The sequence below is a fragment of the Klebsiella sp. F11 genome, from assembly GCF_056712265.1.
Genome location: NZ_CM160060.1, coordinates 2364125 through 2388395, shown reverse-complemented (window position 1 = coordinate 2388395; position 24271 = coordinate 2364125). Strand labels below are relative to the sequence as shown.

Genomic DNA, 24271 nt, shown 5'->3' with positions numbered 1-24271 from the left:
TTTCTCCGGAATCAGGGGGTGACGATCACTTTGCCCAGCACTTCACGGTCGCGGATCAGGCGTAACCCTTCAGCGGCTTGCTCCAGGGGCAGAACCCTATCGATCAGCGGAGCGATACTGCCTTCGGCTACCATCGTCAGCAGGGCGGTGAGGTTTTCTGTATAAAAACTGTTGGAGCCTTTAATATTCAGTTCAAAACTCCAGACATAACGCAGGTCTTCCTGCGGGTCATAGCCGGCAGTCGCGCCGCATACCAGCAGCGTGCCGCCCCGTTTCAGGCATTTCAGTGAAGGCCGCCAGGTGTCGCCGCCGGTAAAGTTGATCACCACATCCACCCCACCCTCATAAGTACGGCGCTGAGGTTTACCGTATTTTTCAATCGCCCAGCGGGAGAAATCCTGTTCGCGGTAGTTGACCACATGATCGGCGCCGAACGAGCGCAGCGCGGCGGCTTTTTCATCGCTGCCCGCACAGGCAATCACCTCCGCGCCAAGGTGTTTCGCCAGCACCACGCAGGCGGTGCCGACCCCCCCGCTGGCGCCGAGGATCAAGACCTTATCGCCTGCCTTAACGGTGTTGTGGGTGATTAACATGCGGTGGGCGGTGCCATACGCCACCGGCAGCGCGGCTGCCTGCTCAAAGGTCACTCCTTCCGGCAGGGCGATAAGCTGGCGGGCATCTACCAGCGCATACTCCGCCATACCGCCATCGGTCATCTCCCCCATCAAACCCACCTCGGGCTTCAGCGGGTTAATCAGCACCCGATCGCCGATGTTCCAGCCCGTCACCCCTTCACCGAGGCTGTCAATAGTGCCCGCCAGATCCAGCCCTGGAACGACCGGCAAAGGGACTTTAATGCCCGGCATGCCCTGGACGGTAAAGACATCGTGATAGTTAAACGAGGAGGCCCCGACACGTACCACCACATGCCCGGCCTGCGCCTGGGGAGTAGATTTGTGTTCATCAATCTGCAGTTGCTCAAGGCCACCGTGCTGCGGTAATACCAGCGCTTTCATTATGTTGTTCTCCAGGTTATTTCAGATTTTTCGAAGCCAGGTAAGGACGCGGGTCGAACAGGTCATCGTTTAGTCCGCCTTTAATCGCACCGCTGCTGAGCAGCACGGCGTGTTCGCGTTTCAGGGTTTCAATGTCAGCGGGTTCAAAGGACATCTGGTTCATGCGATCCCACAGGCTGACGTAAGCGCGCGCCTGGTCTTCTGGCAGGCTGGCTTTGGTTTTCAGGATATTGACCACTTCATCCGGGTGAGCGCGACCCCAGTCAAGGGTGTCGCGCAGGGCGGCGATGACTTTGGCCACGGTTTCCGGATGCTGACTTACCCACTCGCTGCGTACGGTACCAACGCCGATGTACGGCAGAGCATCGCTGTGCGTTAGTTTTTTCCATTCATCTGCAAAGGTACTGATGATGCGTAATTTCAGTTCGGGTAGCTGATTAACGGTCAGGGTTCGTAGCGCGGCGGCATCCACCTGCTTTTGCGCCAGGAACTGCGCCAGTCGAGACTCATTGCCTCCCACCAGTGAAAACTGGTTCGCGGCAATACCCGCATTTTCCTGTAACAGGGTGCTGCCAATCACGGCCACGGAAGAGCCGGCAGGAGACATCCCCACTTTTTTGCCTTTGAGCTGCGACAGTTCAGTAATCGGGGAGCTTTCCGGTACCACAAACGCCACATCGGCGGGCTGAGTGGCGGCAAATATTTTCACCGGCAACCCTTCGGCGGCCACGCTGAAGACGCCGGCGACCGGCGCGCCAAAGGCCAGATCAATGGAGCCGGATGCCAGGGCTTTCAGCGGCGCGTTGACGTCCGGGAAGTGGATAAACTCGGCATCGACGCCCCGTTTTTTCAGGAAGTCCTGGCTTTCCAGCACGGCGCCGTAGCCAAGGCTGACGCCAGAGGTCCAGTAACCGATACGCACTTTGCCATCAGCAACGCTGAGCTGCGGCAGGAGTCCCGCCAGCATGGCGAACACAATAAACAGCTTTTTCATTTGATTACCCCAGATTCAGTGAATGTTATGAGCGTTTTTTCCAGCGGAACAAATGACGTTCCAGTGGTTTCAACAGGCCGCCTTCCAGTAGCAACATCAGCGAGACGAGCAGCAGCGTCCAGGCGAACACCTGGCTGGTTTGCACCAGGTCCCCGGCCTGACGCAGGCGATAGCCAATGCCATCGGATGATCCGAGCGTTTCGGCCACCAGCGACACACGCCAGCCGAAGCCAAAGGCAAGGCGGGCGCCGGAAAAGAAGTAGGGGAGGATGGTGGGCAGATAAATTTTGCATAACGTCTGCCAGCGGCTCATGCGGAAACTGCGGGCCAGTTCGACATACTGCGCCTCCACGTTTTGCGCCCCCTGCCAGACGTTAGTCAGGATCAGCGGCATGGAGGTCATAAACACCACGAAAACGGTAGTGGCATCGGAAATGCCAAACCAGATAATGGCGAAGATAGCCCAGATGGCCGAGGAGACGGTGTTAAACACCGCCAGCAGCGGTTCGCAAAAACGCGCCACCCGCGGGCTGGCACCTAACACCAGCCCGAATACGGTTCCCACCAGCGCCGCCAGCACAAATCCCGAGACCACGCGGCTGAAGGTCGCGCCGATGTCATGCAGCAGCGTTTCTCCCTGCCACAAGGCCAGCAGCGCCTGCCAGGTTGCGGCTGGGCCGGGTAGCACAAAGGCCGGAAGATGTTGTGACCCCAGCCACCAGACGATAAGAAAAATCCCCAGCAGGATCATTCGCTGCAGCAGCAGACTCAGGTAGCGCGACAGATGCTTCATCTCATACCTCAAGACGTAACAGGCGAATCTGTTCATTCACCTCGGGAGTGGTGGCGATACGCGGGCGCGACAGGTTCAGCGCAGCTTCTTTGTGAATGCGCCCCGGATGGGGTTTAAGCACCACCACCCGATCGGCCAGTACCACAGCCTCTTCCACTTCATGCGTAACCAGGACCACGGTCATACCGGTCAGTTGCTGAATGCGCAGTAATTCGTCATGCATGGTGCTGCGGGTTTGTGGATCCAGGCGTGAGAAGGGTTCATCCATCAGCAGGATTTGTGGCTGCACCACAAGACTTCGGGCCAGCGCCACCCTACTGCGCATCCCGCCGGATAATTGATGCGGCCAGTGGCGGGCAAAAGGAGACAGGCCAACCAGCGCCAGGGCGTCGGCCACCCGCTGGCGGCGTTCTTCTTTGCGGAGCGCGCTATTTTCCAGACCAAAATTGACGTTTTGCTCGACAGAGCGCCACGGCAGCAGGCGATCTTCCTGAAACAGATAGGCAATACGCTGCCAGTGTTGAAACTGTCTGGCCGAAGTACCCTGAATCGCGATGTCGCCGCGGTCTGCCGTTAACAGGCCAGAGATCAGATTTAAGAGCGTGCTTTTGCCGCCACCGGATGCCCCCAACAGCGCGACGATTTCTCCCTGGTAAATCGTCAGGGAAATATTGCTCAGCACCTGCTGACTGGTGAAGGATTTACTAACGTCGCGTAATTCAATCGCCGGGCTCATCCAAAGATCTCCCGCGGCAATATCGGTAATAACGTGCCCTCTTTGCTCAGGGTGGCGTAGATTTTTTCCAGCGTCATCGCCTGAAAAGTTTCAATATGGCGACGGGCAATAAATTCCACACGTTTGGCGTCACCTTCAATAAAGGCATCAATCATGGCGTTATGATCGTGTTTAATTTCCGGCTTAATACGTTGGACGTTAAATCCCAGCGCCACCAGACGAGCCATTTCATCCATTAATCCGGAGAGCGTGCGAATTAAATGATCGTTCCCCGTGGCCTCCGCAATAGCTAAATGAAAGCGTTTATTGGCATTCATAAATACATCAATGCGCGTGGACAACGGCGCCGCGACTTCTACCCGACATTCTGCTTCAAGAGCTTTCAGCAGTTCAATATCCACCTTTCCTACCGCCAGTCGTGCCGCCAGCGGTTCCAGCGCGGCGCGCACCGTGAATATTTCTTCCACGTCCTGTACCGTCACGGGAGCGATACGATAGCCTTTACGCGGACGCGAAATAACCAGTTTTTCATGGCTCAGGCGCGTCAGGGCCAGACGGATGGTGCTTTTCCCGGACTCATAACGTTCCATCAGTTCGGATTCTGTCACCAGCGTCCCGGGTAACAGGCGACAGGTTAGAATATCACGGCGAATAGTGTGATAAGCCCGATCGCTTAAAGATGAATAATCGCTCATTCCGGCCTCTTAAATTATTACTGTGAGAAGCTCACAGCGTCCCTTTGAATATCCTAATGAGGGTTATTCTGAAACAGTGCCGGAGAGTGATCTAATAATTAAATCAGGAATGCAATGTGACAATTTGCATATACTGAGCAGCCCAGAGACAGGCGTTAAGAGTATCCCGTGGAGTTTTATCTGAATGACGGTGAGCAGCCCACTTCATCCAGGATATGCACATTCTTAGATAAAGTTTTTAGCAGCGGTCACATCAACCGGCTTCCGTTCAGGAGGCCGTTTTTTTCCTGTCTGACCATACCACCCCGTTGCACCATTTCATGCCGCCTTACAATTCAATTGCACCAATATGACACCCATTAATAGTGCACGCGTTTTGACCGGGAATTAAAATTTCATACAAAATCAATGTGATAAAAACTGGTATCGTTTTTGCAGTTCCATTTAATGAAACATTAGTCCCATTTTTTGAGACCTTAATATGTCAATCTTAGAGACCACGGCCAGTATTTTGAAACTGATGGTGAGTCAGCAGCGCGCGATCCGCATCAGCGATGTGATTATCCATCTCGGTATGCCGAAAAGCACCGCCTCACGGGTAATGAGCCAGCTGGAATCCTACGGATACCTGGAGAAAGACGACGTCCAGGGTACCTTCCTGCCAGGACCGCTGATCATGTCTGCCTCCCATCTGGTCAGCCGTCAGATAACCCTCAGCGATCACGTTGACGCGGCGCTGCGCAGCCTCTGCGAACGCACCGGGTATACCGGCTATATTTCGATGCTTGATAACCAGGAAATTCTGGTCCTCCGGGTGATCCACGGCCGCCAGGCGCTGTCGGTCGTCACCTGGCCGGGTTCCCGTTCTCCTGCCTGGGGCACCTCTACCGGACGTGTGATCTGGTCAAGTTAAACAGGACACTTTTTTCTCAGCCATCTGTTCATATCGCACTGGCGATAAATACCCATTCGAAGCATGGTTTCTGTCAAGATTGTAATAACGCATATAGTCTGCAACATCACGTTTCATACCTGCCCGCGTCTGCTGCGGGATCAACAGCACCCATTCATGTTTCAAACTGCCCCAAAAACGCTCCATTACCGCGTTATCCCAGCAGGCGCCAACATCTCCCATGCTGCTTCTGAGTCCGTAACTGGTTAACTGCGTTTGGAAGCGCTTGCTGGTATACTGCGCTCCACGATCGGTATGGACGACCAGCCCTGTCGGTGGATTGCGCAGGTTGTAAGCCTGCATGAGAGCCCGGCAAACCAGCGACGATGTCATTCTCTTGTCAATGTGCCAACCGACGATCCGGCGGGAATATAAATCCATGATCGCAGCCAGGTACAACCAGCCTTCACCCGTTTTCAGATACGTAATATCACTCACCCATATCTGGTCCGGTCCGGGAGGATTGAAGTTCTGATTCAACAGATTTGGTGCAAAATCAGCCCCTTTCTTCGGTTTCGTTGTGACCTTCCAGGCACGGCGTTGCCGGCAGAGAAGTCCCTCTTCGCTCATGATTTTTCTAACGCGCCAACGACTTATGGTGACGCCTTCTTCACGGAGCTTTTTAACCAGCGTTCGGCTCCCGGCACTTTCCCGACTGGCAGAGAATAACGCCTTGAGCATCACCCTGACTGCGGTATCTTTCGACGGGCAGGCTATCGGCTTTTTTCGCCAGGCATACCATGCGGACGGGCTAATGCGCATCACGCGACAAAGCGTCCGTAGCCTGTAATTACCTGCGTTATCGAGGATAAACTGGTATCTCACGACATGTGCTTCGCAAAGAAGGCGCTCGCCTTTTTTAATATTTCCTTCTCAATGCGTAACTCTTTGTTTTCTAGACGTAGCCTTCGGAGTTCAGCTTGTTCATCTTCACTAAGCGGACTTTCATGGCGCTGGCGCGCGGCGGCGACCCAACTGCGCAATGTTTTGGCGCTGATCCCCAAAGAAGTTGCGGCACGCGCAATGGAGTAATTTTGCGTCAGCACCAGGGCCACCGTTTCCTTCTTAAATTCTGGCGTAAATTTTCGCTTCTGATTCACTAAACACCTCCATTTTGGATGTAAGTTTAGTGTCCTGATTATTCGACCACAGCACCAGGCTGCGGGGGGAATAATTTTAAGATTTACCGGCATAGTCAGGGTATAAAGACCAGTTCAGGGGCGTCAGAATCGAGATTCAGCTGAGCCTTTAGATTTGTGAAATTCGGAGGTAATATCCAGTCAAAAGTGACCCCTTTTTCAGTCCAGGTTATTGATGAAAAGTCACCCTCTTCTCCACGACTAAGAGCCTATCCCAAAAGGAATTATCGTATAATACGTTACGGTAATTTCTGAGGGGGAATGTATGGCGGGTAGCAAGTGGCAGATCAGCGACGAACTATGGGAAAAAATGGCTCCACTCATCCCGGAGCATAAAACCAGCCACCCACTGGGGACTCATCGTAGACGCGTTGATAACCGTGCTGCCATGGATGCCATATTCTTCGTCCTCAGGACCGGTTGCCAGTGGAACGCCCTGAACGCCACCGGGATATGTTCATCGAGTTCTGCACACCGACGCTTCCAGGAATGGCGCGATGCGGGAGTCTTCGAACGCTTCTGGCAGAACGGTTTGCTTGCCTGCGAACATCTGGACGGCATTGACTGGTCCTGGCTGTCGATGGACGGCTGTATGACCAAATCGCCATTGTCAGGAACAAAAAAACAGGCCGTAATCCCACGGACAGAGGGAAACAAGGCGTAAAGCGTAGCCTGCTGACAGACGCCAACGGGCTTCCTCTGTCGCTGGTTGTTGCAGCAGCGAACACGCACGATATCAAACTGGTTGCAGATACGCTCGATGCACTTCAGACGGGGCGTCCGGGGCAAAAACTCAGACTCTGCCTGGACAAAGGTTACGAAGCTGGCTGGCTGAAAACGTATCTACAGAGCCGCCGCTACGAGCCGCATATCCAGTCCCGTAAAGAGGAGTCTGATGCAGGTAAAAACACCGACTTCAAAGCCCATCGCTGGGTTGTCGAGAGGACTCATAGCTGGATGAATCGCTTTCGCCGGGTTCTGACCCGATGGGAAAAGAAGGCCGAAAATTACGAGGCCATGTTGCATTTTGCCTGCGGCATCATTGTCTGGAACAAAATCCTATTGGGATAGGCTCTAAGCTGTTCAATAGAACCCCGACAACTGACAATCATCACACGTTGTACTTTAACTGTTTTTTTATTATTAACCTGATATATACTGCTTCTCTACCGTAGTCATCATAAAAACTACCTTTGGGATGTCTACACCCATTTCCAGGTGAAATCTCCAGTGTGCCTATTTTAGTTTTACCGTGCAACCAAAGCTCATTAACTGCTTGTTTATAAACATCAGGCCTGTCCATCAGCAGGCAATAAAACAATGATGCAGGTCCACACAAGCTAGCCCCCCCCCTTGATTAGGATAATTACTATGTTTTATTCTTGACGTGAGTTGACTTTCTATCTTTTTCTTATCGAAAGGATCATCAGCACTGCCTATGGGATACTCTTTTGCTATAAAAGCTCTTTCAAGGCAGGTTATTTGCACACTATGGATATTTTCATCTCTATTATCATTAACGAGTTTAGTCTGAGCTTTAGTTTCAAAATAACAGACATTTTCTCGCTTACTTTTTAAGTATGCTTTTCCGGAAGCAATTTCACCCAGTGTGTACATTCTTTTAGCCGGGGACGAAAGCACCGAAATTTTCTTTGCATCGTTCGTATCGCAACCACTAAAATCTGGTTCAGTAACTAAGCCTGAGTTACTTTATGTTATTTTGGTTTTGAATTACCAACTCCGATAAACAAATTTTTCACCACGCTGACGTCGGCATTCTTAACGGCCGTGGCAATCAGGTTCTGGCCAGCTGATACCTACAGGTGTTGTCCGCTGGTTAGCGCCATACCGTCCGGTGCGCTGACCAGCAGCACTGATTTTTTGAGGTCTGTCAGCTGCTGTTCCAGCAGTTTGATCTGCGCCTGGAGATCGGCCGGGTTCACGGTCGCCTTCTGTGCGTCACCGGAGATGGATGTCATCTGCTCCCGGGCATCACCCAGATTGCTGATCGCTGGCTGCATCGCCAGCACCTGGCCCTGGCCCTGTGCTTTCGTCTGACCATCAGCGCTGATGAACATCCCTTTCAGCGCCCGGATGGCGCCCCAGCTGTCGGTTCTGAGCTCAAAACCCTCACCACGCTTCTGCTTCTCGCTGTCGCCAAGATACCCGAAGTTCGGTTGGCTCATTTCAATAACAGCCTGGTACTTGTGATTAATTGTTGCAACTTCAAGAGAGTTTTTTTCAGGCAGAATTGTTGGGTGAGTGCCGACGCAACCGAACACAATAAGGATTAAAACATAATTAAAATAACCCAAGCATCTCAAAAAATTGAATATCATGCACACGACGACACGCTCAATTAATTTACTGAAGATATTATTGCCTTTTATTTCTCAATCAAGAAAAATATCAATTAAATCCCCTCACATAAACCAATCCACATTTCCATTTAAAAGAAACGCTTCGATTATTTACTTATTAATATACACATGAACCTGAGTAAAATTAATTGGATAAACTTCCCCGCTCATCCTTCCATTAGCTACATTAAAATCAACAATAACACTATTTCTGTAGCTATAACGTAACACTTTAAATTTGTAAACAACCTTCCCACCATCATCAGTAGGATAGACTCCCTCCTTCTCATACGTTCCCATATAAGTTAGTTGAGCCTTCTTGATAAAATCTAAACTGTAATACTTGTCATGTTCAGAAATAGACCTAAAAGAAATATACGCTGAATTCCAGATACTGGAGTTATTCTCTTTTAAAAAGTCTATTCCAATTTTTCCATGATGAGAAAGTGAGTATCTAACTACAGGACCACGCTTAGGATAATGAGGCGTTGCTTCATCGAAAAATGCCTTGTACTTGTCTGCCTGTTCTTCAATAGTGCTTTCTCTCGAAATGATTTTCGTTGTCGAACTGATAGTCTGGAGGATTGACTCTTGAATATTACATGACATTTCGTTCTCCTTAGATTTATCAAATTTTGCAGCGTCCGCTGACGAACACACAAAAAAATAGACCATATAATTAAAAACCAAATCAATGCTAACACCTTAAAAATAAAACTACTTCTCTGTAACATCTCCATGAACGATTCCCTCTTGGCTTGTTGATATTAGCACATCATTATTACCAGGATGAAGAGCCCATGATCTATATAGTGTAATCAAATCATTATCTATATTATTATTTCCACCGGAGCCATAACATATGTTCCCTGTCGTTCCATATTTCTTTGAGAAGGCAAATGCCATTTATAAGAATTAACAAAACTTTCCATTGTTGTAATATCATCAGAACCCACAGCTTTAATAGACCCGCTCCCAGATTGAGAACTAATTAAATAATACTAATGGAATTCATATCTCTGTCGATACAATGACTACTGTATTTCACCACGAACATTCCCTACAGTATAATAAATATCATTACCTTTGATGTCATACACAAACACATTCCTGATGTCCTGATGCTGACCACTTTCCCCTATGCCTGAGAATGGCACATTGACACAAATAAAATCCCTCTTATTTAGTTTAATACTTCCCCATTCTGAAACCGCATAATCTATCTCTTCAGGAACTATTTTTATAGGTAGCCCAACTTCAATCACTTTTGATTTTGATAAAGGATATGGTTTCGTCCCTTTATAAAAGGCCATCCCAGATTGAGACGCACCATACCCAATAGCAAATCCATTATATTCTGCATAGTGTACTTCGCCTGATGCAGAATAGTCGCCATCTGTTATCACCGCACTAATATCTACTGGGGAATAATTACCACCCTCAATTGAGGAATGTTGAAATAAACAAACTTTAAGTACATTTAATGGGATATTACTATTAGCCGCAACAGCCATTGAATAAAACAGAGAGAAGTGGAAAACTATTTTCTTAATCACTTGTATGCTTTTCCTTTTGATAAGGTTATATAGTCATCATTATTTTTCCAAAAGATCGTCCCACCATAAGCAGCAGTCGAATCATAAACATGATCGTATCGTCCTATTTCAACTTTCTCTTTGCTGGTTTTAACTTTCCCTTTCACCATTTTTCTTACCTTGACAATTTTGTAAAGAATTACTATTTTTGTTGACTCATTAATGTTATATATATTATGAACAGGATCTGTAAATTTAATCCCATGCTTGACTTTAAAATGCTTTGAATAATTTGATTTTATATCTCCCCCATCCCAAAAGTATGCCCCATTTGAAAGATCAGGTCCATCTACCAATGCATTTCTTGCTGCTGCCAAGGCATTCGACATGCCAGGATCCCTATATATATCTTCGTCTTTGGCCTTGGTGATTTTTTTATACTTTGCATTTCCATCACCAACAACATAGGAATAAGAAGGTTCCCCATCAATAAATTCCTTCATTGTAGTATAGCCTCTGGCACCTCTCTGACGGATCAACACGCTCGCTAAGGCTTTTAATTCATTCGCATCATTACTCGTTGATGCCTCTCCATATGCCATAGCTGCGAGCAAGCGTTCCTCATCTGTAATTTTCTCATCTTTTGTATTACTCATGATCTTTCCGCCCTATCAACACTCAGCCAAAAAGTTATATTTTTATCCTCACCAGAAATAATCTCCGAGGTTCCAGCAGAACCAAAAAACTCAGACTTACAATCACCCAACCGGTATCGATAACTTTCAATTGGATTTTCGCCATCATCCAAAAGGATATAACTTTCGGTTATTTCCTCTTGACTTGGATCCAGTATTATTTCAGATAGAGCTGGTATTTCAGGTTTATTCTGCGCCTGTGCTTGCCTATCGTAATATCCGGCCCGGGTTCTGAAATCACCCAATGTGGCTAATTCAATCGCATTACCATCCATTGTGATGTAACTTCCACCACCGTTCAGGGTCAGCCTTTTCTTCGCAATAATTTTGATTTCATCTTCCGTACTGACAATGCTGATTTCCTTACGAGCAAGCAGAGCCATCAGGTCGTTCTGCGCCTGTACCTGCACCGGTCCCTGGTTCGCAATCAGCTTGATCCCCAGCTTGCGGACAAACACGCTCAGGGCATTACCCACCCCGATGAACAGATTTTTCGCCACGCTGACGTCGGCATTCTTACCGGCAGTAGCGATCAGGTTTTGACCGGCCGATACCTGCAGGTGTTGTCCGCTGGTCAGCGCCATACCGTCCGGTGCGCTCAGCAGCAATACCGACTTCTTAAGGTCCATCAGCTGCTGTTCCAGCAGTTTAATTTGAGCCTGCAGATCGGCCGGGTCCGCGGTCGCCTTCTCCGCGTCATCCGAGATGCATGCCATTTGTTCCCGGGCATCACCCAGATTACTGACCGCCGCCCCCATCTCCAGCACTTCCCCTTGCGCCTTTGCCTGCCCGTCAGCGCTGATGAACATCCCTTTCTGCGCCCGGATGGCGCCCCATGAATCCGTGCGCAGCTCAAATCCCTCACCGCGCTTCTGCTTTTCGCTGTCGACGAGATGCCCGAGATTCAGCAGGCTCTTGCCGCCGTACTCCGTCGAGACCTTGATATGCTCTTTTCCGCGCTCATCGTCGAGGCGAATTTTATTATTCGCAGGCGTCCGCAGAACGTTACGTTTGTAGTTGCGGATGGTGACGTGGTCGCCGTGGGCCGAGTCGTGCAGCACGCCCGCGATGTACGGCCTGTCCGGGTTACCGTCCTCAAAGCCAATCGCCACTTCGGTGCCCGCCAGCAGCGGCAGGTGCAGGCCGTAAGTGTCGCCCGCGTACGGGCGGGACTGACGCACCCATAGGCTTTCGAACCCGCTCTCCCAGCCGTCGCGGTCGAACAACATGTTGACCCGGTAGCGCCCGTCTTTATCAATATGGCCGTAGGCGTCGTTCTCCGTGGTACTGGTCACGCGGGCAGGCAGCGTACCGGCCATCACCGGGCGTGAGCCTGGTTCGGAACGGAAACCAAAATCGACGCTGTCCGGGATGCCGTCAAAATCAACCGCAAAGTCCTTGTCACGGCGGGCATGCGTGCGCATGGCCGTGATGACCACGCCCTGAACAAACACGTCTGCCACTTCGTAGCCGCCGGTGACTTTCAGCACCTGACCCGGAGAGAGCGTCGGGCAGCTGGTAATCGCCCGGGTCCGCGTCTGGCCGTTCAGGTAGCGTTCATGGCGGATACGGGCATAAAAGGCACCGGATTCCGGAGCCAGGTTGCGGTCATATGCGCTGCCCGGCGCCAGATAGTTATCGGCATAGTGATAGGCATCACCGTAGGTGGTCGCATCCCCGCGGGTGGCATCCACCTGCGCATTCATGTCCTCGTTAGCCTGACGATAGTTATAGTCGCGGGTGCTGACCTGCTTCTGCACCACGTTGTGATGGCATTCCATCTCCCAGACCGAATCCACCCCTTTCGAATGCTGGCCCGACAGCGGTACCGATGGCAACGTCAGGCCTTTCCCGTAGCCCTGCTGGCTGTCGTGAAATACCACCACGTCGATGTTCAGCCGCGTGTCGGCGGTAAAACGAAACCAGATCCCCACCTCGCCCAGCAGACGGGTGATGAAATGCAGGTCGTCCTCAGCGTACTGCATCACCTGCTCCCGGCGCGGGTACCCTTTGCTCAGCGAGAACAGAAAATCCTGCCCTTTGAAGCCATGGCGTTCGCGCAGAATTTTTTCGACGACCTGTGGGACGGACATGTCCTGGTAGATAGCGTTCTGGTGCGAACGATCGAGCAGCGCCAGACGCGGCTGGAGCGTCAGCGCGTAGTGGGTTTCATCCGCGGAGGTACTGAGGCGTTCAAAGCCGCTGACTACGCCCTGAATCACCCGCACCGGTTGCTGCAGCTTAATGCCGAAGCCCTGATCGACCGGGGCCTGCAGCGTCAGGGAGCCGGCCTTCATCAGCATCATCTCTTTGCTGATGCTATGGTCGGCGCAGGTGAACTCAATACGGTAGCTAAACGGCTGGCTCAGGGCTTCCTGGCCTTCAAAGGCCAGCACGTCCAGCGCTGGCTTACATCCCTTAATCGCCAGCTGGTGGTGGTTATGGCTAAATCTGGTTTTTGGATTTGTACTCATAATGCCGCTCCTCTGGATCCGCTAAACTCCACGGCAATACCGTCATCTTCGCTCCAGCCTAACGTCAGCGACGTTGGCTTCCGCTGCGCCGCCATATGAGCCAGCAGCTGCTGGCTCAGCACCGGCAGGATTTGCTGATTGAGCAGGCTGTCGACGTTGCGCGCACCGGTATCCGGCAGCAAGCAGGCGGCAGTGATTGCGTCATACAGGCTCTCGCCGATATGAGTTTCCAGGCCGTAGTGGCGCTGCAATCGCTGGCTTACCTGCTTAAGCTTCATTTCCACAATGGCGCGCATCGCAGACTCGCTCAGCGGGCGATAAATCACCGTCTGGAAGCGGGCCAGCAGCGCTGGCTGGAAATGGCCGCGCAGAATGGGGCGCAGCAGTTCATGTAAATCAGTTTCGGTGGCTTCCGGGCGTTCATCCAGCAGCCGCATGATAGGGTCGCTGCCGAAGTTGGAGGTCATCAGGATCACGGCGTTGCGGAAGTCGATTTCGCGCCCTTCTCCATCGCGTATAAAGCCGCGGTCAAACACCTGATAGAACAGGTTCATCACGTCGCGGTGGGCTTTCTCCACTTCGTCCAGCAGCACCACGCTGTACGGGCGCTTGCGTACCGCCTCGGTCAGAATGCCGCCCTGTCCGAAGCCGACGTATCCCGGGGGGGAACCCTTCAGTTGGGAAACGGTATGCGGCTCCTGATATTCGGACAAATTGAGGGTGATAAGAGATTTTTCGCCGCCGTACAGCGCGTCCGCCAGCGCCAGCGCGGTCTCAGTTTTGCCAACGCCGCTGGGGCCCACCAGCAAAAATACGCCCTGCGGGCCGTTTTCAGGCGTCAGCCCGGTTTTAGCGGCCCGCAGGCGTTGGGCGATGGCGCTGAGGGCCACATTCTGACCCACCACGCGTTTGCCGATTTCGCTTTCCAGGTTCAGCAGTTCGGTCTGTTCATTTTTTATCAGCGAGGAGAGCGGGACGCCGGTCCTGTCGGCAATCACATTGGCGACGGTGCGAACATCCACATCAACCGAAAGCAGCGGACTGCTTTGCTGAATATCCCATAGCCGCTGCTGCAGTTCGCGTGTCTCGCCCTGACGGGAGATATCCTGACGGCTCTCCAGCAGCTGCTCCGTAAGGGTGAGTTCCTGACCGTACCGGGTTTCCCGCTCATCAAGTTCGACAATCAGGCGTACCTCTTCCTGTTCAATCATGGCCAGGCGTTCGCCGTCAGCGTGATTCCCGACGGCAATATCTTCCAGCAGCGCCTGTTTTTCCATCTCCAGCGCGGTGATCGCCATGCGGATACGGGTAAGTTGTTCCGGTAGGGTATCGAGGCTCATGCGCAGCCGCGCCGCCGCGGTATCAAGCAGGTCGACGGCCTTGTCCGGCAGCTGGCGGCCGGTCAGATAACGGCGCGACAAGGTAACCGCAGCGCGTACCGCATCGTCGGTGATATGTACGCGATGGTGCTCCGCGTAGCGAGATTTCAGGCCGCGCAGCATCAGGCAGGCAGTTTCATCGTCAGGTTCATCGACTTTCACCATCTGGAAACGGCGCTCGAGCGCGGCGTCGCGCTCAAAATACTGCTTGTATTCGCTCCAGGTCGTGGCCGCGATGGTCCGCAGCTCCCCCCTCGCCAGCGCAGGCTTCAGCAGGTTGGCCGCATCGGCGCCGCCCGCCTGATTGCCGGCGCCGATAATGGTATGGGCTTCGTCAATAAACAGCAGAACGGGCGTCGGTGACTGCTGTACCGCGTCGATGACGTTTTTCAGACGCTGTTCAAACTCACCTTTGACGCCCGCCCCGGCCTGCAGCAGGCCGAGGTCCAGAGTACGCAAGCTGACGGCTTTTAGCGGTTCAGGTACATTACCTTCGGCGATGCGCAGCCCCAGCCCTTCCACCAGGGCCGTTTTTCCCACGCCCGGCTCGCCGACGAGGATCGGGTTATTTTTGCGGCGTCTGGAGAGAATATCCACCATCTGGCGGATTTCCGTATCTCGACCAAATACCGGATCGATGCTGCCTTCCCGCGCCCTGGCGGTGACGTCGAGGGTATATTTATCCAGCGCGCTCTGAAGCACCGGATTAAGCTCACCTTCTTTTATCCCGGCCCCGACCGGCCGACCGACAAACTGCACCTCTCCCCCATTCTGCGCCAGCTCCGCGTCCTGCTGGGCTTCCGGGCGTTCGTCGGACTGCGTATCAAGTAGCGGACGCAGCCGCTCCAGCTGACTCTGCCCCAGCGTCAGCAGCGGCCACAGGCCGTCGCAGCGCGCCAGCTTAGGCTTATCCACCAGCGCCATCAGCAGGTGCACGCCGCGAATATGTTCTTCACCCGCCAGCGAGGCCCGCATCCAGGCTTCCCGCATCAGAGTCTGGGTGCTATCGGCCAGCTGCGGGCGGCTACGTACCGAGCGCGGCAGCGTATCCAGCCAGCCGAGTAAATCCTGCCACAGGGCGTCCATATCCCATTCATAGCGGCGCGCCAGGACCGTGAGGTCTCCCTCACCCTGCTCCAGCAGCTTAAGCAGCCAGTGTTCCGGCAGAATTTCAGCATGCGCGCGGGTGGTGCACAGGGAGGCTGCCCCTTCCATCGCGCGGGCGCAGTAGGAGTTGAGACGTCGCAGGAGGATTGCCGGGTTTTCCATGTTCTTGAACTCGCTGTCTGGGGACCTTCAGGCACGCTACCGCCCATCGCTTTTCCTCGTCGTAAGGAACCTAAAGCGCATCAGGTCAGATTTTTCGTTTACGGGATGTTTTACTCAGTACCCGCAGGGCGGATACTCAGGAAAACTGCGGACAGGTTGCCCCATCCGCATTGGGCTTACGCGGTGGCGCGTTCGTTCCAGGAGTCGGAATGAATGATGTTGCCGTCTTTGTAGGTCCAGATGATTTTTTCGTACCGCAACTCGATCTGCTCGAGGTGGTTATGCTTTTCGTAGGATGGATCTTTGATGTCGTGCATTTTCGGCGCGACCTTCACCAGCTTGACGTTTTCCAGTCTGGTGTTGAAGTACTCCACCTCCTGGCCCGCATCGTTGATTTTGTACCACCTGAATTCGGCTGATTTCAGGGTCTGGCCGGTGGTCACCGCCTTGTACAGGTACGGGCTGGAGGAGTCGATCTCCTTGGTGAAAAGGAACGGCGTGTGGATGCGAGTGCCGGTCAGCTTGCCGGTGTTGTTGTCGGTCGGGATGTACAGGTTGTGCTCCTGTGCCACCACCTCGATGCTGCCTTCACGATCTTTCACATCGACGGATCCTTTAATATCCGCACCGCCGTCGTCTTTCAGCCAAAGATAAACAGGAATTGCCATGAATTACTCTCCATTGTGTTGTGATGCGCCATCATCCTGCGATGGCGCCTGGGGGATGCCCGGTATCTGGCAGGCGTTGGCCTGCGGTACCAGACTGATTTCGACACGGCGGTTTAGCGCACGGCCTTCCGACGTGTCGTTGGTCGCGATCGGACGGCTTGCGCCGTAACCCTGCACCGCAAAACAGGTTTCCGGGACGTCGCCGGTGTCCCGCATCCAGTTCCGCACCGCTTCGGCACGCTTCAGGGACAGCGTCTGATTGCGCTGCGGATTGCCGGTGTTATCGGTGTGCCCCGCCACCACGATCAGCCAGCCCGGTTTGGCCCTGATTCCCGCCAGTGAATTGACCAACGTTTTGGTGAAGCCGGTTTTCAGTGCAAAACTGCCGGAATCGAACAGCGACATGCTGTCGAGACGGATAATTTTCGGTACTGGTGCCGACTTTGCATTCGGTTTTGGCGGAGATGGCGGCGGCACATACGAGCGGATCGCATTCAGCACCGGCATGCGTAATCTTTCTCCCTGGTACAGGCCAAGGCTCATCTGTAGCGGTTCGCCGTTACGCGCCCAGCCATCCAGCTGGGCGGAGTCCCGGCGTAAGATCTTGACCGCATCGGCTTTCGGACCGTAGTCGTCCATAGAGAGTCGGTAGTAATGGGCTATATCGAAACTCACACGGTGCAACAGCTCGCGATTGTTCCAGCCGCTACTGAGCAGGGCCGCTGCGGACGCCAGGGTGAAAAGTCCGAGCGCACAGCGCCAGGCGCGGCCGCGGGGCGTGAGGCTCTGGCTTTCCGGTAAGTGCGGAAGGACAAAGTCCGGGAATGGAGACGCTACCCTGGGGCCATCCTCCACCGGTAGCCAGCCCGCGACGTGCCGCATGGCGGTGTGTCGTGTCAGCCAGCTGCTCCAGAGGGAAATACTGAGACCGCCGGAGAGGGTCGGCCCAATACCGCATAACATGGCGGCGGGCGCAATTTCCGGGATATCCGGATTCTTATCCGTAAACACCGCTTTGACATGATTGTGAAACCAGGTCATCAGGCTATTCATCAGCACCTGGTGTTCTATGGCCATCGTGTCACCGGCCATAGCCCATGCAGAAACGGGGCCGGGTGCCGGGGACTCTTGCCAGACGTGAATTCCGCCCCCGGGAATAGCGGCCTGCCAAAGCATGCCATTCATCATCGCGCTGCCGGCCTGGACGCAGAGGATTAGCGACACGCTATGGCCGGTATCACGACGCAGCTGGCTGATGTACCAGCGCAGGGCCAGCAGACGGCTGGTCAGGGCTTCGCTGTCCGCATGCTTCTGCGGGCAGATACTAACCATCACCGAAAGCTGACGCCCCCAGTTCGGACGCAGCCATAACAGCTGCCGGGCCACCTGCTCCAGATTCTGACTCTCTTCTACCCTGATCCAGCATCCCTGAGTGACGGTAAGCACCTGAGACTGCTCAGGCCAAACCTGCGGCAGATCGCCACAGACCAGCACTACCGGCTGGCGATACGTGGCCTCAGGAAGATTCTCCAGCCGGAGGAGCACTTCCTGCTCACAGCGCCGCCTTGTGATATACCCAGTTGCAGCAATTATCCCCAGCCCAGCCAGCAGCATGAGAATAGAAAACAGTCGGGATGCCGGCAGAAACCCCAGACACAGGATAGCGGTCAGCAGAGCCGCCCACAGCGCAAGTCCACGCCGCTGCGCCGGACTCATTTCACGGTCCCAGGCAGCAGGGCTGCCAGCATCTGATCGAGCCAGTAGCTCAGCCCCCACCACAGGCCAGCGAGCGCCAGAATGCTGATGCCGATGCGTACGGGCCATGAGGACAGCCAGCCGCCCATAAACCGCCCTGCCCGGCTTTCAGCCATTACCATATGGGTCTGTGGGTAGCTGAAGGGGGAGGTATGGTCACTCAGTGCCTGTATCAGTTTCTGTCTTTCGGGATCGTTCAACGAACGGAAATCACCGAGAAACCCCAGCATCATGACGCGCTGAAAGCAGGTGAGAACCGCATCGTCAGGCGCAGGCTCACGCAGCACGTCGCGCATACGTTCACACAGGGTGTCGCCGGCATCCATAGTGCCGAGGAAATGCCCCTGCAGAGGTATGCTGTGGTCGAATAATCAGGACACTAAACTTACATCCAAAATGGAGGTGTTTAGTGAATCAGAAGCGAAAGTTTACGCCAGAATTTAAGAAGGAAACGGTGGCCCTGGTGCTGACGCAAAATTACTCCATTGCGCGTGCCGCAACTTCTTTGGGGATCAGCGCCAAAACATTGCGCAGTTGGGTCGCCGCCGCGCGCCAGCGCCATGAAAGTCCGCTTAGTGAAGATGAACAAGCTGAACTCCGAAGGCTACGTCTAGAAAACAAAGAGTTACGCATTGAGAAGGAAATATTAAAAAAGGCGAGCGCCTTCTTTGCGAAGCACATGTCGTGAGATACCAGTTTATCCTCGATAACGCAGGTAATTACAGGCTACGGACGCTTTGTCGCGTGATGCGCATTAGCCCGTCCGCATGGTATGCCTGGCGAAAAAAGCCGATAGCCTGCCCGTCGAAAGATACCGCAGTCAGGGTGATGCTCAAGGCGTTATTCTCTGCCAGTCGGGAAAGTGCCGGGAGCCGAACGCTGGTTAAAAAGCTCCGTGAAGAAGGCGTCACCATAAGTCGTTGGCGCGTTAGAAAAATCATGAGCGAAGAGGGACTTCTCTGCCGGCAACGCCGTGCCTGGAAGGTCACAACGAAACCGAAGAAAGGGGCTGATTTTGCACCAAATCTGTTGAATCAGAACTTCAATCCTCCCGGACCGGACCAGATATGGGTGAGTGATATTACGTATCTGAAAACGGGTGAAGGCTGGTTGTACCTGGCTGCGATCATGGATTTATATTCCCGCCGGATCGTCGGTTGGCACATTGACAAGAGAATGACATCGTCGCTGGTTTGCCGGGCTCTCATGCAGGCTTACAACCTGCGCAATCCACCGACAGGGCTGGTCGTCCATACCGATCGTGGAGCGCAGTATACCAGCAAGCGCTTCCAAACGCAGTTAACCAGTTACGGACTCAGAAGCAGCATGGGAGATGTTGGCGCCTGCTGGGATAACGCGGTAATGGAGCGTTTTTGGGGCAGTTTGAAACATGAATGGGTGCTGTTGATCCCGCAGCAGACGCGGGCAGGTATGAAACGTGATGTTGCAGACTATATGCGTTATTACAATCTTGACAGAAACCATGCTTCGAATGGGTATTTATCGCCAGTGCGATATGAACAGATGGCTGAGAAAAAAGTGTCCTGTTTAACTTGACCAGATCAGTATGTCATACCACCGAATGCAGGCGTCATCTTCCACGCCGCGGCCTTTGACCGCTTCGTCGAGCAGCGCGCACTGTGCAGTGAGAATATGCTGGCAGCTGACGTCATCCAGCTCGCGCTCTTTCAGCGCGCGCTGGACGCGTTCGACGTCGGCAACGCAGCGATCCCACAGTAATCGCCCTTCCCCTTCCTGAAACCTCGGGCCATAGCGCAGGCTGATAACCTGCAGCCAGCTGTCCTGCAACAGCGCATCAATATCAATGGACGCGGTGATACCGCGTTTATGCCCGCTCATGTTCTCAGCACCGCGAAGAGTTCGAGTTCCGGCTCACCGAGCATACCCGGGACGTAAAACATGCAGCTGCCGCACTCAAGCATGTCGAGCGCCAGGGGATGGGACACATCAAGACTGAAATACTGGTTCTCCAGACGCAGCGGAATAGCGGCCGGCACGTGGCGCAGAGGCGTCAATGGCACACCTATCCGAGAGGAATTGACTATCCCCCGAACGTGATCCGGGCTGCCCACCTTGCACTGGCGCGGGAACTGTTCCTGCAGCTGCGCCACCGGGATCGGGGAGCGTACGGATAAGTAGTAGTCGGCCCCTTCGCGCAGACGAGGATCGTGCAAACGCGCCTGCCAGAAATGCAGCCGGCTATCGTACTCAAGCTCAACGGATACCACCCGTGACGGCAGACTCGCTTCCAGCAGGTCGCTGAGCAAGTCAAACAACGGTGGAAAAACGGCACTCAACCGTTCGTGCTGCCAGACCGGAATAGCGCTGACCTGATGCTCAAGGGAGAATGTGAGCAGGCTGCCGGCAAGCCTCGCCAGTTCCGGATACAGTCGCTCAGGCGGGCTCTGCGGATAGCGCAGAAACTGGCCGAGCACCGGTTCCGCGCTGTTCAGGGCATTGAGCAGCCAGAAGAGGGACACGTCGGCCACCGCAAAATCTGCCATCCGCGCATTGCTTTCCCGACGCATAGCCATCAGACGGGTCAGACGGGCGCGCAGCTGGGCCATCAGCTGTTCGAGCTGGGTCACCAGCCAGCGGCTGCTCTGTACGGACAGCAGCGGCGGGAGGAAACGGTCATCAAGCGTCCAGACACTCTGCGAATCCTGCTGCAGACGGGCCACCGGGCAGGTCAGATAATCGCTGTTGTTCTGATGAGCAAAGCGTAGAGTCAGTTCCGGCTGCAGCACCGCAATCTGGCGGGTGTCTTCGCCAAACTGGTTACGCACGTCCCGCCAGCGCTGACGGTAGCGTGCCGGACGTTCGGCCACCTCATCGGGTTTCAGGCAGTTACCGCCATTCGCCCGCAGCAGGGGCAGAGCCAGCACCACCACCACGTCATGAGATTCGTCGTCCAGCGACAAAGCCGACGGCAGCGCATCCGCATTGTCCGTATCGATAAGCGTACCGTCCTGAAAACGGACATGCAGCTTACGGGCCTGCAGCCGCCCGAGCTTCAGCACGTCCGGTTCAAAGGTCGCCTCAATCATCCCCCAGGGATGATTGAGGCCCTGTCGGGCGACGCATTCCAGAGACCAGGCCGTATACGCGGCCTGTTGCTGGAAGTGCTGGGGGGAGACCATGATCCCCCGAGCCCATAACGGTTGTTCCGTTTTCATCAGCTTCCGCCCTAAATTACGCTTTCGCTTTCGGCATCTGGGAAACCAGCGACAGATTGACGTCCATGCCTTCGACCTGGAAATGCGGCACGGCAAACAGCTTCACGCGGAAGAAGCCCGGGTTGTCCTCTATATCCTCCACCACCACTTTTGCATCGCGCAGCGGGTGTGACGCCTGCAGCTCATCGCCCGGGTCGGTCATTTCGGTCACCAGGCTACGCACCCAGGCGTTGAGCTCCAGCTCAAGCAGGCGGCGGTCCTTGGTGGTGCCGATGTTTTCACGCTGAATAAGCTTCAGATAGTGCGCGATACGCGACAGCAGGAAGATATAGGGCAGGCGCGAGTTAATCCGGCTGTTTGCGGTCGCCTCCGCGGTGTCGTACAGCGCCGGTTTCTGGGCCGAGTTCGCCGAGAAGAAGCAGGCATAATCGCGGTTTTTGTAATAGGAAAGCGGAATAAAGCCGAGGTTGGCGAACTCAAATTCGCGGGTTTCCGGCAGCATCACCTCTGACGGAATTTTTACCTGATTGCCGGTGCCGAGGTCATACAGGTGAATGGGCAGGTCCTGCACCGCGCCGCCGGCCTGCGGCCCGCGGATCTGCACGCACCAGCCGTTGTTGATGAAGCTTTTCACCATATTTGCCGCAAAGGCGAAGGAGGCGTTGGTCCACAGATATTTGTCGTGCTCTGGCCCCTTCACCTCTTCGACGTAGTTGAAGCTGCGCACCGGCACGGTGTCCGGGCCATACGGTAGACGGCCCAGCACGCGCGGCATCACCAGGCCGATGTAGCGGGAGTCGTCGGTTTCGCGGAAGCTTTTCCATTTGATATATTCGGCGCGATCGAAGTAGTTGCCGATATCCTTGATGGCCGCCACCTGCTCCATGCTCTCCTTTAAAAAGAATTTCGGTCCCGCGGAGCCGATAAACGGCATGTGCGCAGCGGCGGAGACTTTTGAGATATTACGCATCAGCGCTACATCCTGCGCCGAGGCATCAAACTCATACGCGGAGATAACCGCGGCAATAGGCTCGCCGCCCGGAGTGTCGTATTCCGCGATATAGGTCTGCTTATACAGCCCGCTCTGAATTATTTCCGGAAAGTCCTCGAAGTCCTGGCGCAGCTCTTCTTTCGACAAATCGAGCAGCTCCAGCTTGACGTTCTGGCGAAAATCGGTTTTATCCACCAGCGATTTGAGTCCGCGCCAGACGCCCTCAACGCGCTGAAAATCCTCGTGATGCATAATTTCATCAAGCTGACGGCCGATCTGGAAATCCAGCTCCGCAATATGATGGTCGAGGATCGTCTTATCCAGCTTCTCCACTTTGTGCCCGGATTTTTGCAGACACTGCATAAACACTTTTACCGCGGCGGTCACGCGCGCGTCGGCGGAGGTTTCCGCCATCACGGTGGTATCATCAAAACTGTTTAAATCACCGAGTTCAGCCACCGGCGTTAAATTAATTTTGTCAAACAGTGAGGCGTATACACCACCCTGCGGCAGGTATTTTTCGACAACGGCGCCACCCGCCTGGTTCTGGGGTTCGTTATTAACTGACATTAGCATTTACTCGTCATTATTCCGTGATAAAAACTTCCAGTAATTAATCCTGGGCCGGGGCAAGCGCATTCAGCTCATTACGCAACTCTGCGGAAAGGGCCGGATCTTTTAAGATGATTTCCAGTTCTTTCCGGAAAGTCATATTATCAAGAAGATTTGATTTTAAATCGCGTAGCAGATTACGCATCGCGAGCATTGCCCGCAGCTGTGGAATTTGACGCGCCACCGCCTCCGGCTCAAAATCCTTCATATTCTGAAAACACAGCTTCACATTATCTTCAGAACCGTCGTTGGCAAGGGTGTTTTTAACGCTGAGGTTGACTTCGGGATTAAGATTCGCCAGCACGCTGTTAAAATTGTTCTTGTTGATGTCGATCTTATCGCGCTCGGAGAGCGTGCCCTCTGCCTTGCCGTTGCTGAAGTCACCCACGCTCAGGAGCTTTAACGGGAGCTCAACTTTCTTCTGAACTCCCCCTGTCAAAAGATCCAGCTTTATATTTACACGCGCACGAGGTATTTCATTCTGAAATGATTCAGACATATATACTTATCTCCTGAATGAATTAATCACTTAACCTGAATATTGTCGCTATAGAGGATATGGCCTTTTGTTTTTACGCTAAATCCAGCGCGACGTAAAGTGTGAAAAACTCAAATAACCTGTAACGTTAATCACTAATTAAAAGCGACCCTGCGCCATAAGCCCGACATAACAGGCCTGGCGCACCTGGCACCTTCCAATATTTATTTTAAAAAACCCACACCACAAAAATAAATAACATTCACGACAGCAATGAGAATACCAAATTAATAAATGAAATAATAAAATAATATTTTTCAAGTCCAGTGTCGGACATTTAAAGCGTCACAAGGAGAGGCGTCGGCGATATTGACATAAGGAATGGCATTGATTAAAGGGACGGGCAGGCGAAAGCCGGCGCGGCCGACGTTGGTCGCTAAAGCGCGTCCGCCGGTTTGCAAAAACGAAAAAACCCGGAAGGCAAACGCTTTGCCATCCGGGTTTAGAGCGGGCTACGCTATTTACAGCGCGAA

General features: G+C 53.5%; 20 protein-coding genes and 3 pseudogenes. 3 read left to right on the top strand and 20 right to left on the bottom strand.

Annotated elements, in window-relative coordinates; genetic code table 11:
- Positions 1 to 11: 11 nt before the first annotated feature.
- From AC1M2H_RS11805 to AC1M2H_RS11785, 5 genes are read right to left on the bottom strand one after another with little or no spacing between them, the layout of a single operon-like run.
- Positions 12 to 1016: a zinc-binding dehydrogenase gene (locus tag AC1M2H_RS11805; RefSeq protein ID WP_128877793.1), complete on the bottom strand. Its 1005-nt coding sequence runs from the start codon at positions 1014 to 1016 to the stop codon at positions 12 to 14.
- A 16-nt stretch (positions 1017 to 1032) separates the two neighbouring features.
- Positions 1033 to 2010: an ABC transporter substrate-binding protein gene (locus AC1M2H_RS11800; protein WP_128877792.1), complete on the bottom strand. Its 978-nt coding sequence runs from the start codon at positions 2008 to 2010 to the stop codon at positions 1033 to 1035.
- 25 nt (positions 2011 to 2035) lie between these two features.
- Positions 2036 to 2803 (bottom strand): ABC transporter permease, encoded by a 768-nt coding sequence (locus tag AC1M2H_RS11795; RefSeq protein ID WP_480151487.1) that lies wholly within the window; start codon positions 2801 to 2803, stop codon positions 2036 to 2038.
- Between the two features lies 1 nt (position 2804).
- A complete protein-coding gene (locus AC1M2H_RS11790; protein WP_480151486.1) occupies positions 2805 to 3539 on the bottom strand; it encodes an ABC transporter ATP-binding protein in 735 nt (244 codons plus the stop codon).
- Entirely contained in the window at positions 3536 to 4234 is a 699-nt protein-coding gene (locus AC1M2H_RS11785; RefSeq protein ID WP_480151485.1) for a GntR family transcriptional regulator, read from the bottom strand. Before AC1M2H_RS11785 ends, AC1M2H_RS11790 begins: the two co-directional genes overlap by 4 nt.
- 481 nt (positions 4235 to 4715) lie before the next feature.
- On the opposite strand from AC1M2H_RS11785, the gene AC1M2H_RS11780 reads away from it, so the two are divergent.
- Positions 4716 to 5147: an IclR family transcriptional regulator gene (locus AC1M2H_RS11780; RefSeq protein ID WP_480151484.1), complete on the top strand. Its 432-nt coding sequence runs from the start codon at positions 4716 to 4718 to the stop codon at positions 5145 to 5147.
- Here AC1M2H_RS11780 and AC1M2H_RS11775 read toward each other — a convergent pair.
- Positions 5139 to 6325, bottom strand: a protein-coding gene (locus tag AC1M2H_RS11775) for an IS3 family transposase (protein ID WP_480151852.1) whose coding sequence is annotated in 2 segments (ribosomal slippage) — positions 5139 to 6049 and positions 6049 to 6325 — 1188 coding nt in all. Because the reading frame shifts where the segments join, the coding sequence is not laid out codon by codon here. The two genes, AC1M2H_RS11780 and AC1M2H_RS11775, sit on opposite strands and share 9 nt — an antisense overlap.
- 265 nt (positions 6326 to 6590) lie before the next feature.
- Between AC1M2H_RS11775 and AC1M2H_RS11770 the strand changes: the two genes are divergently transcribed.
- Positions 6591 to 7396, top strand: a protein-coding gene (locus AC1M2H_RS11770) for an IS5 family transposase (RefSeq protein ID WP_480147878.1) whose coding sequence is annotated in 2 segments (ribosomal slippage) — positions 6591 to 6941 and positions 6944 to 7396 — 804 coding nt in all. Because the reading frame shifts where the segments join, the coding sequence is not laid out codon by codon here.
- 231 nt (positions 7397 to 7627) lie between these two features.
- Here the strand turns inward: AC1M2H_RS11770 and AC1M2H_RS11765 are convergent.
- From AC1M2H_RS11765 to AC1M2H_RS11720, 10 genes and pseudogenes are all read right to left on the bottom strand, one after another.
- Complete coding sequence (locus tag AC1M2H_RS11765; RefSeq protein WP_480151483.1) at positions 7628 to 7942, bottom strand: hypothetical protein; 315 nt, start codon at positions 7940 to 7942, stop codon at positions 7628 to 7630.
- A 110-nt stretch (positions 7943 to 8052) separates the two neighbouring features.
- A pseudogene (locus tag AC1M2H_RS11760) lies at positions 8053 to 8508 on the bottom strand (type VI secretion system Vgr family protein); the annotation flags it as partial.
- A gap of 288 nt (positions 8509 to 8796) precedes the next feature.
- A complete protein-coding gene (locus AC1M2H_RS11755) occupies positions 8797 to 9294 on the bottom strand; it encodes a hypothetical protein (protein WP_480151482.1) in 498 nt (165 codons plus the stop codon).
- A 425-nt stretch (positions 9295 to 9719) separates the two neighbouring features.
- A complete protein-coding gene (locus AC1M2H_RS11750; protein ID WP_480151481.1) occupies positions 9720 to 10241 on the bottom strand; it encodes a hypothetical protein in 522 nt (173 codons plus the stop codon).
- Positions 10238 to 10876, bottom strand: coding sequence for a hypothetical protein (locus AC1M2H_RS11745; RefSeq protein ID WP_480151480.1), 639 nt, complete (start codon positions 10874 to 10876; stop codon positions 10238 to 10240). The genes AC1M2H_RS11750 and AC1M2H_RS11745 overlap by 4 nt, the downstream gene beginning before the upstream one ends.
- Positions 10873 to 13389, bottom strand: coding sequence for a type VI secretion system Vgr family protein (locus AC1M2H_RS11740; RefSeq protein WP_480151479.1), 2517 nt, complete (start codon positions 13387 to 13389; stop codon positions 10873 to 10875). The genes AC1M2H_RS11745 and AC1M2H_RS11740 overlap by 4 nt, the downstream gene beginning before the upstream one ends.
- Positions 13386 to 16037, bottom strand: coding sequence for a type VI secretion system ATPase TssH (gene tssH, locus AC1M2H_RS11735; RefSeq protein ID WP_480151478.1), 2652 nt, complete (start codon positions 16035 to 16037; stop codon positions 13386 to 13388). The genes AC1M2H_RS11740 and tssH overlap by 4 nt, the downstream gene beginning before the upstream one ends.
- A 176-nt stretch (positions 16038 to 16213) precedes the next feature.
- Complete coding sequence (locus AC1M2H_RS11730) at positions 16214 to 16705, bottom strand: Hcp family type VI secretion system effector (RefSeq protein WP_480151477.1); 492 nt, start codon at positions 16703 to 16705, stop codon at positions 16214 to 16216.
- A 3-nt stretch (positions 16706 to 16708) separates the two neighbouring features.
- Positions 16709 to 18421: an OmpA family protein gene (locus AC1M2H_RS11725; RefSeq protein ID WP_480151476.1), complete on the bottom strand. Its 1713-nt coding sequence runs from the start codon at positions 18419 to 18421 to the stop codon at positions 16709 to 16711.
- A pseudogene (locus tag AC1M2H_RS11720) lies at positions 18418 to 18822 on the bottom strand (DotU family type IV/VI secretion system protein); the annotation flags it as partial. The pseudogene AC1M2H_RS11720 and the gene AC1M2H_RS11725, both read right to left, overlap by 4 nt.
- A gap of 8 nt (positions 18823 to 18830) precedes the next feature.
- Between AC1M2H_RS11720 and AC1M2H_RS11715 the strand changes: the two are divergent.
- Positions 18831 to 20017, top strand: a protein-coding gene (locus AC1M2H_RS11715; protein ID WP_480151852.1) for an IS3 family transposase whose coding sequence is annotated in 2 segments (ribosomal slippage) — positions 18831 to 19107 and positions 19107 to 20017 — 1188 coding nt in all. Because the reading frame shifts where the segments join, the coding sequence is not laid out codon by codon here.
- A 9-nt stretch (positions 20018 to 20026) separates the two neighbouring features.
- On the opposite strand, the pseudogene AC1M2H_RS11710 reads toward AC1M2H_RS11715, so the two are convergent.
- From AC1M2H_RS11710 to tssB, 4 genes and pseudogenes are all read right to left on the bottom strand, one after another.
- Positions 20027 to 20320, bottom strand: a pseudogene (locus AC1M2H_RS11710) (DotU family type IV/VI secretion system protein); the annotation flags it as partial.
- Complete coding sequence (gene tssK / locus AC1M2H_RS11705) at positions 20317 to 21660, bottom strand: type VI secretion system baseplate subunit TssK (protein ID WP_480151916.1); 1344 nt, start codon at positions 21658 to 21660, stop codon at positions 20317 to 20319. The gene tssK and the pseudogene AC1M2H_RS11710, both read right to left, overlap by 4 nt.
- A 13-nt stretch (positions 21661 to 21673) precedes the next feature.
- Positions 21674 to 23224, bottom strand: a complete 1551-nt coding sequence (gene tssC, locus AC1M2H_RS11700; protein WP_480151475.1) for a type VI secretion system contractile sheath large subunit — start codon at positions 23222 to 23224, stop codon at positions 21674 to 21676.
- Between the two features lie 37 nt (positions 23225 to 23261).
- Entirely contained in the window at positions 23262 to 23759 is a 498-nt protein-coding gene (gene tssB, locus AC1M2H_RS11695) for a type VI secretion system contractile sheath small subunit (RefSeq protein WP_480151474.1), read from the bottom strand.
- Positions 23760 to 24271: the final 512 nt, after the last annotated feature.

Coding starts and splice junctions, on each gene's coding strand:
- AC1M2H_RS11785 (WP_480151485.1), bottom strand. CDS start 4,234: ATGAGCGATTATTCATCTTTAAGCGATCGGGCTTATCACACTATTCGC.
- AC1M2H_RS11795 (WP_480151487.1), bottom strand. CDS start 2,803: ATGAAGCATCTGTCGCGCTACCTGAGTCTGCTGCTGCAGCGAATGATC.
- AC1M2H_RS11780 (WP_480151484.1), top strand. CDS start 4,716: ATGTCAATCTTAGAGACCACGGCCAGTATTTTGAAACTGATGGTGAGT.
- AC1M2H_RS11725 (WP_480151476.1), bottom strand. CDS start 18,421: ATGAGTCCGGCGCAGCGGCGTGGACTTGCGCTGTGGGCGGCTCTGCTG.
- tssB (WP_480151474.1), bottom strand. CDS start 23,759: ATGTCTGAATCATTTCAGAATGAAATACCTCGTGCGCGTGTAAATATA.
- AC1M2H_RS11765 (WP_480151483.1), bottom strand. CDS start 7,942: ATGTACACACTGGGTGAAATTGCTTCCGGAAAAGCATACTTAAAAAGT.
- AC1M2H_RS11790 (WP_480151486.1), bottom strand. CDS start 3,539: ATGAGCCCGGCGATTGAATTACGCGACGTTAGTAAATCCTTCACCAGT.
- AC1M2H_RS11800 (WP_128877792.1), bottom strand. CDS start 2,010: ATGAAAAAGCTGTTTATTGTGTTCGCCATGCTGGCGGGACTCCTGCCG.
- AC1M2H_RS11740 (WP_480151479.1), bottom strand. CDS start 13,389: ATGAGTACAAATCCAAAAACCAGATTTAGCCATAACCACCACCAGCTG.
- tssC (WP_480151475.1), bottom strand. CDS start 23,224: ATGCTAATGTCAGTTAATAACGAACCCCAGAACCAGGCGGGTGGCGCC.
- AC1M2H_RS11745 (WP_480151480.1), bottom strand. CDS start 10,876: ATGAGTAATACAAAAGATGAGAAAATTACAGATGAGGAACGCTTGCTC.
- tssH (WP_480151478.1), bottom strand. CDS start 16,037: ATGGAAAACCCGGCAATCCTCCTGCGACGTCTCAACTCCTACTGCGCC.
- AC1M2H_RS11730 (WP_480151477.1), bottom strand. CDS start 16,705: ATGGCAATTCCTGTTTATCTTTGGCTGAAAGACGACGGCGGTGCGGAT.
- AC1M2H_RS11755 (WP_480151482.1), bottom strand. CDS start 9,294: ATGTCATGTAATATTCAAGAGTCAATCCTCCAGACTATCAGTTCGACA.
- AC1M2H_RS11805 (WP_128877793.1), bottom strand. CDS start 1,016: ATGAAAGCGCTGGTATTACCGCAGCACGGTGGCCTTGAGCAACTGCAG.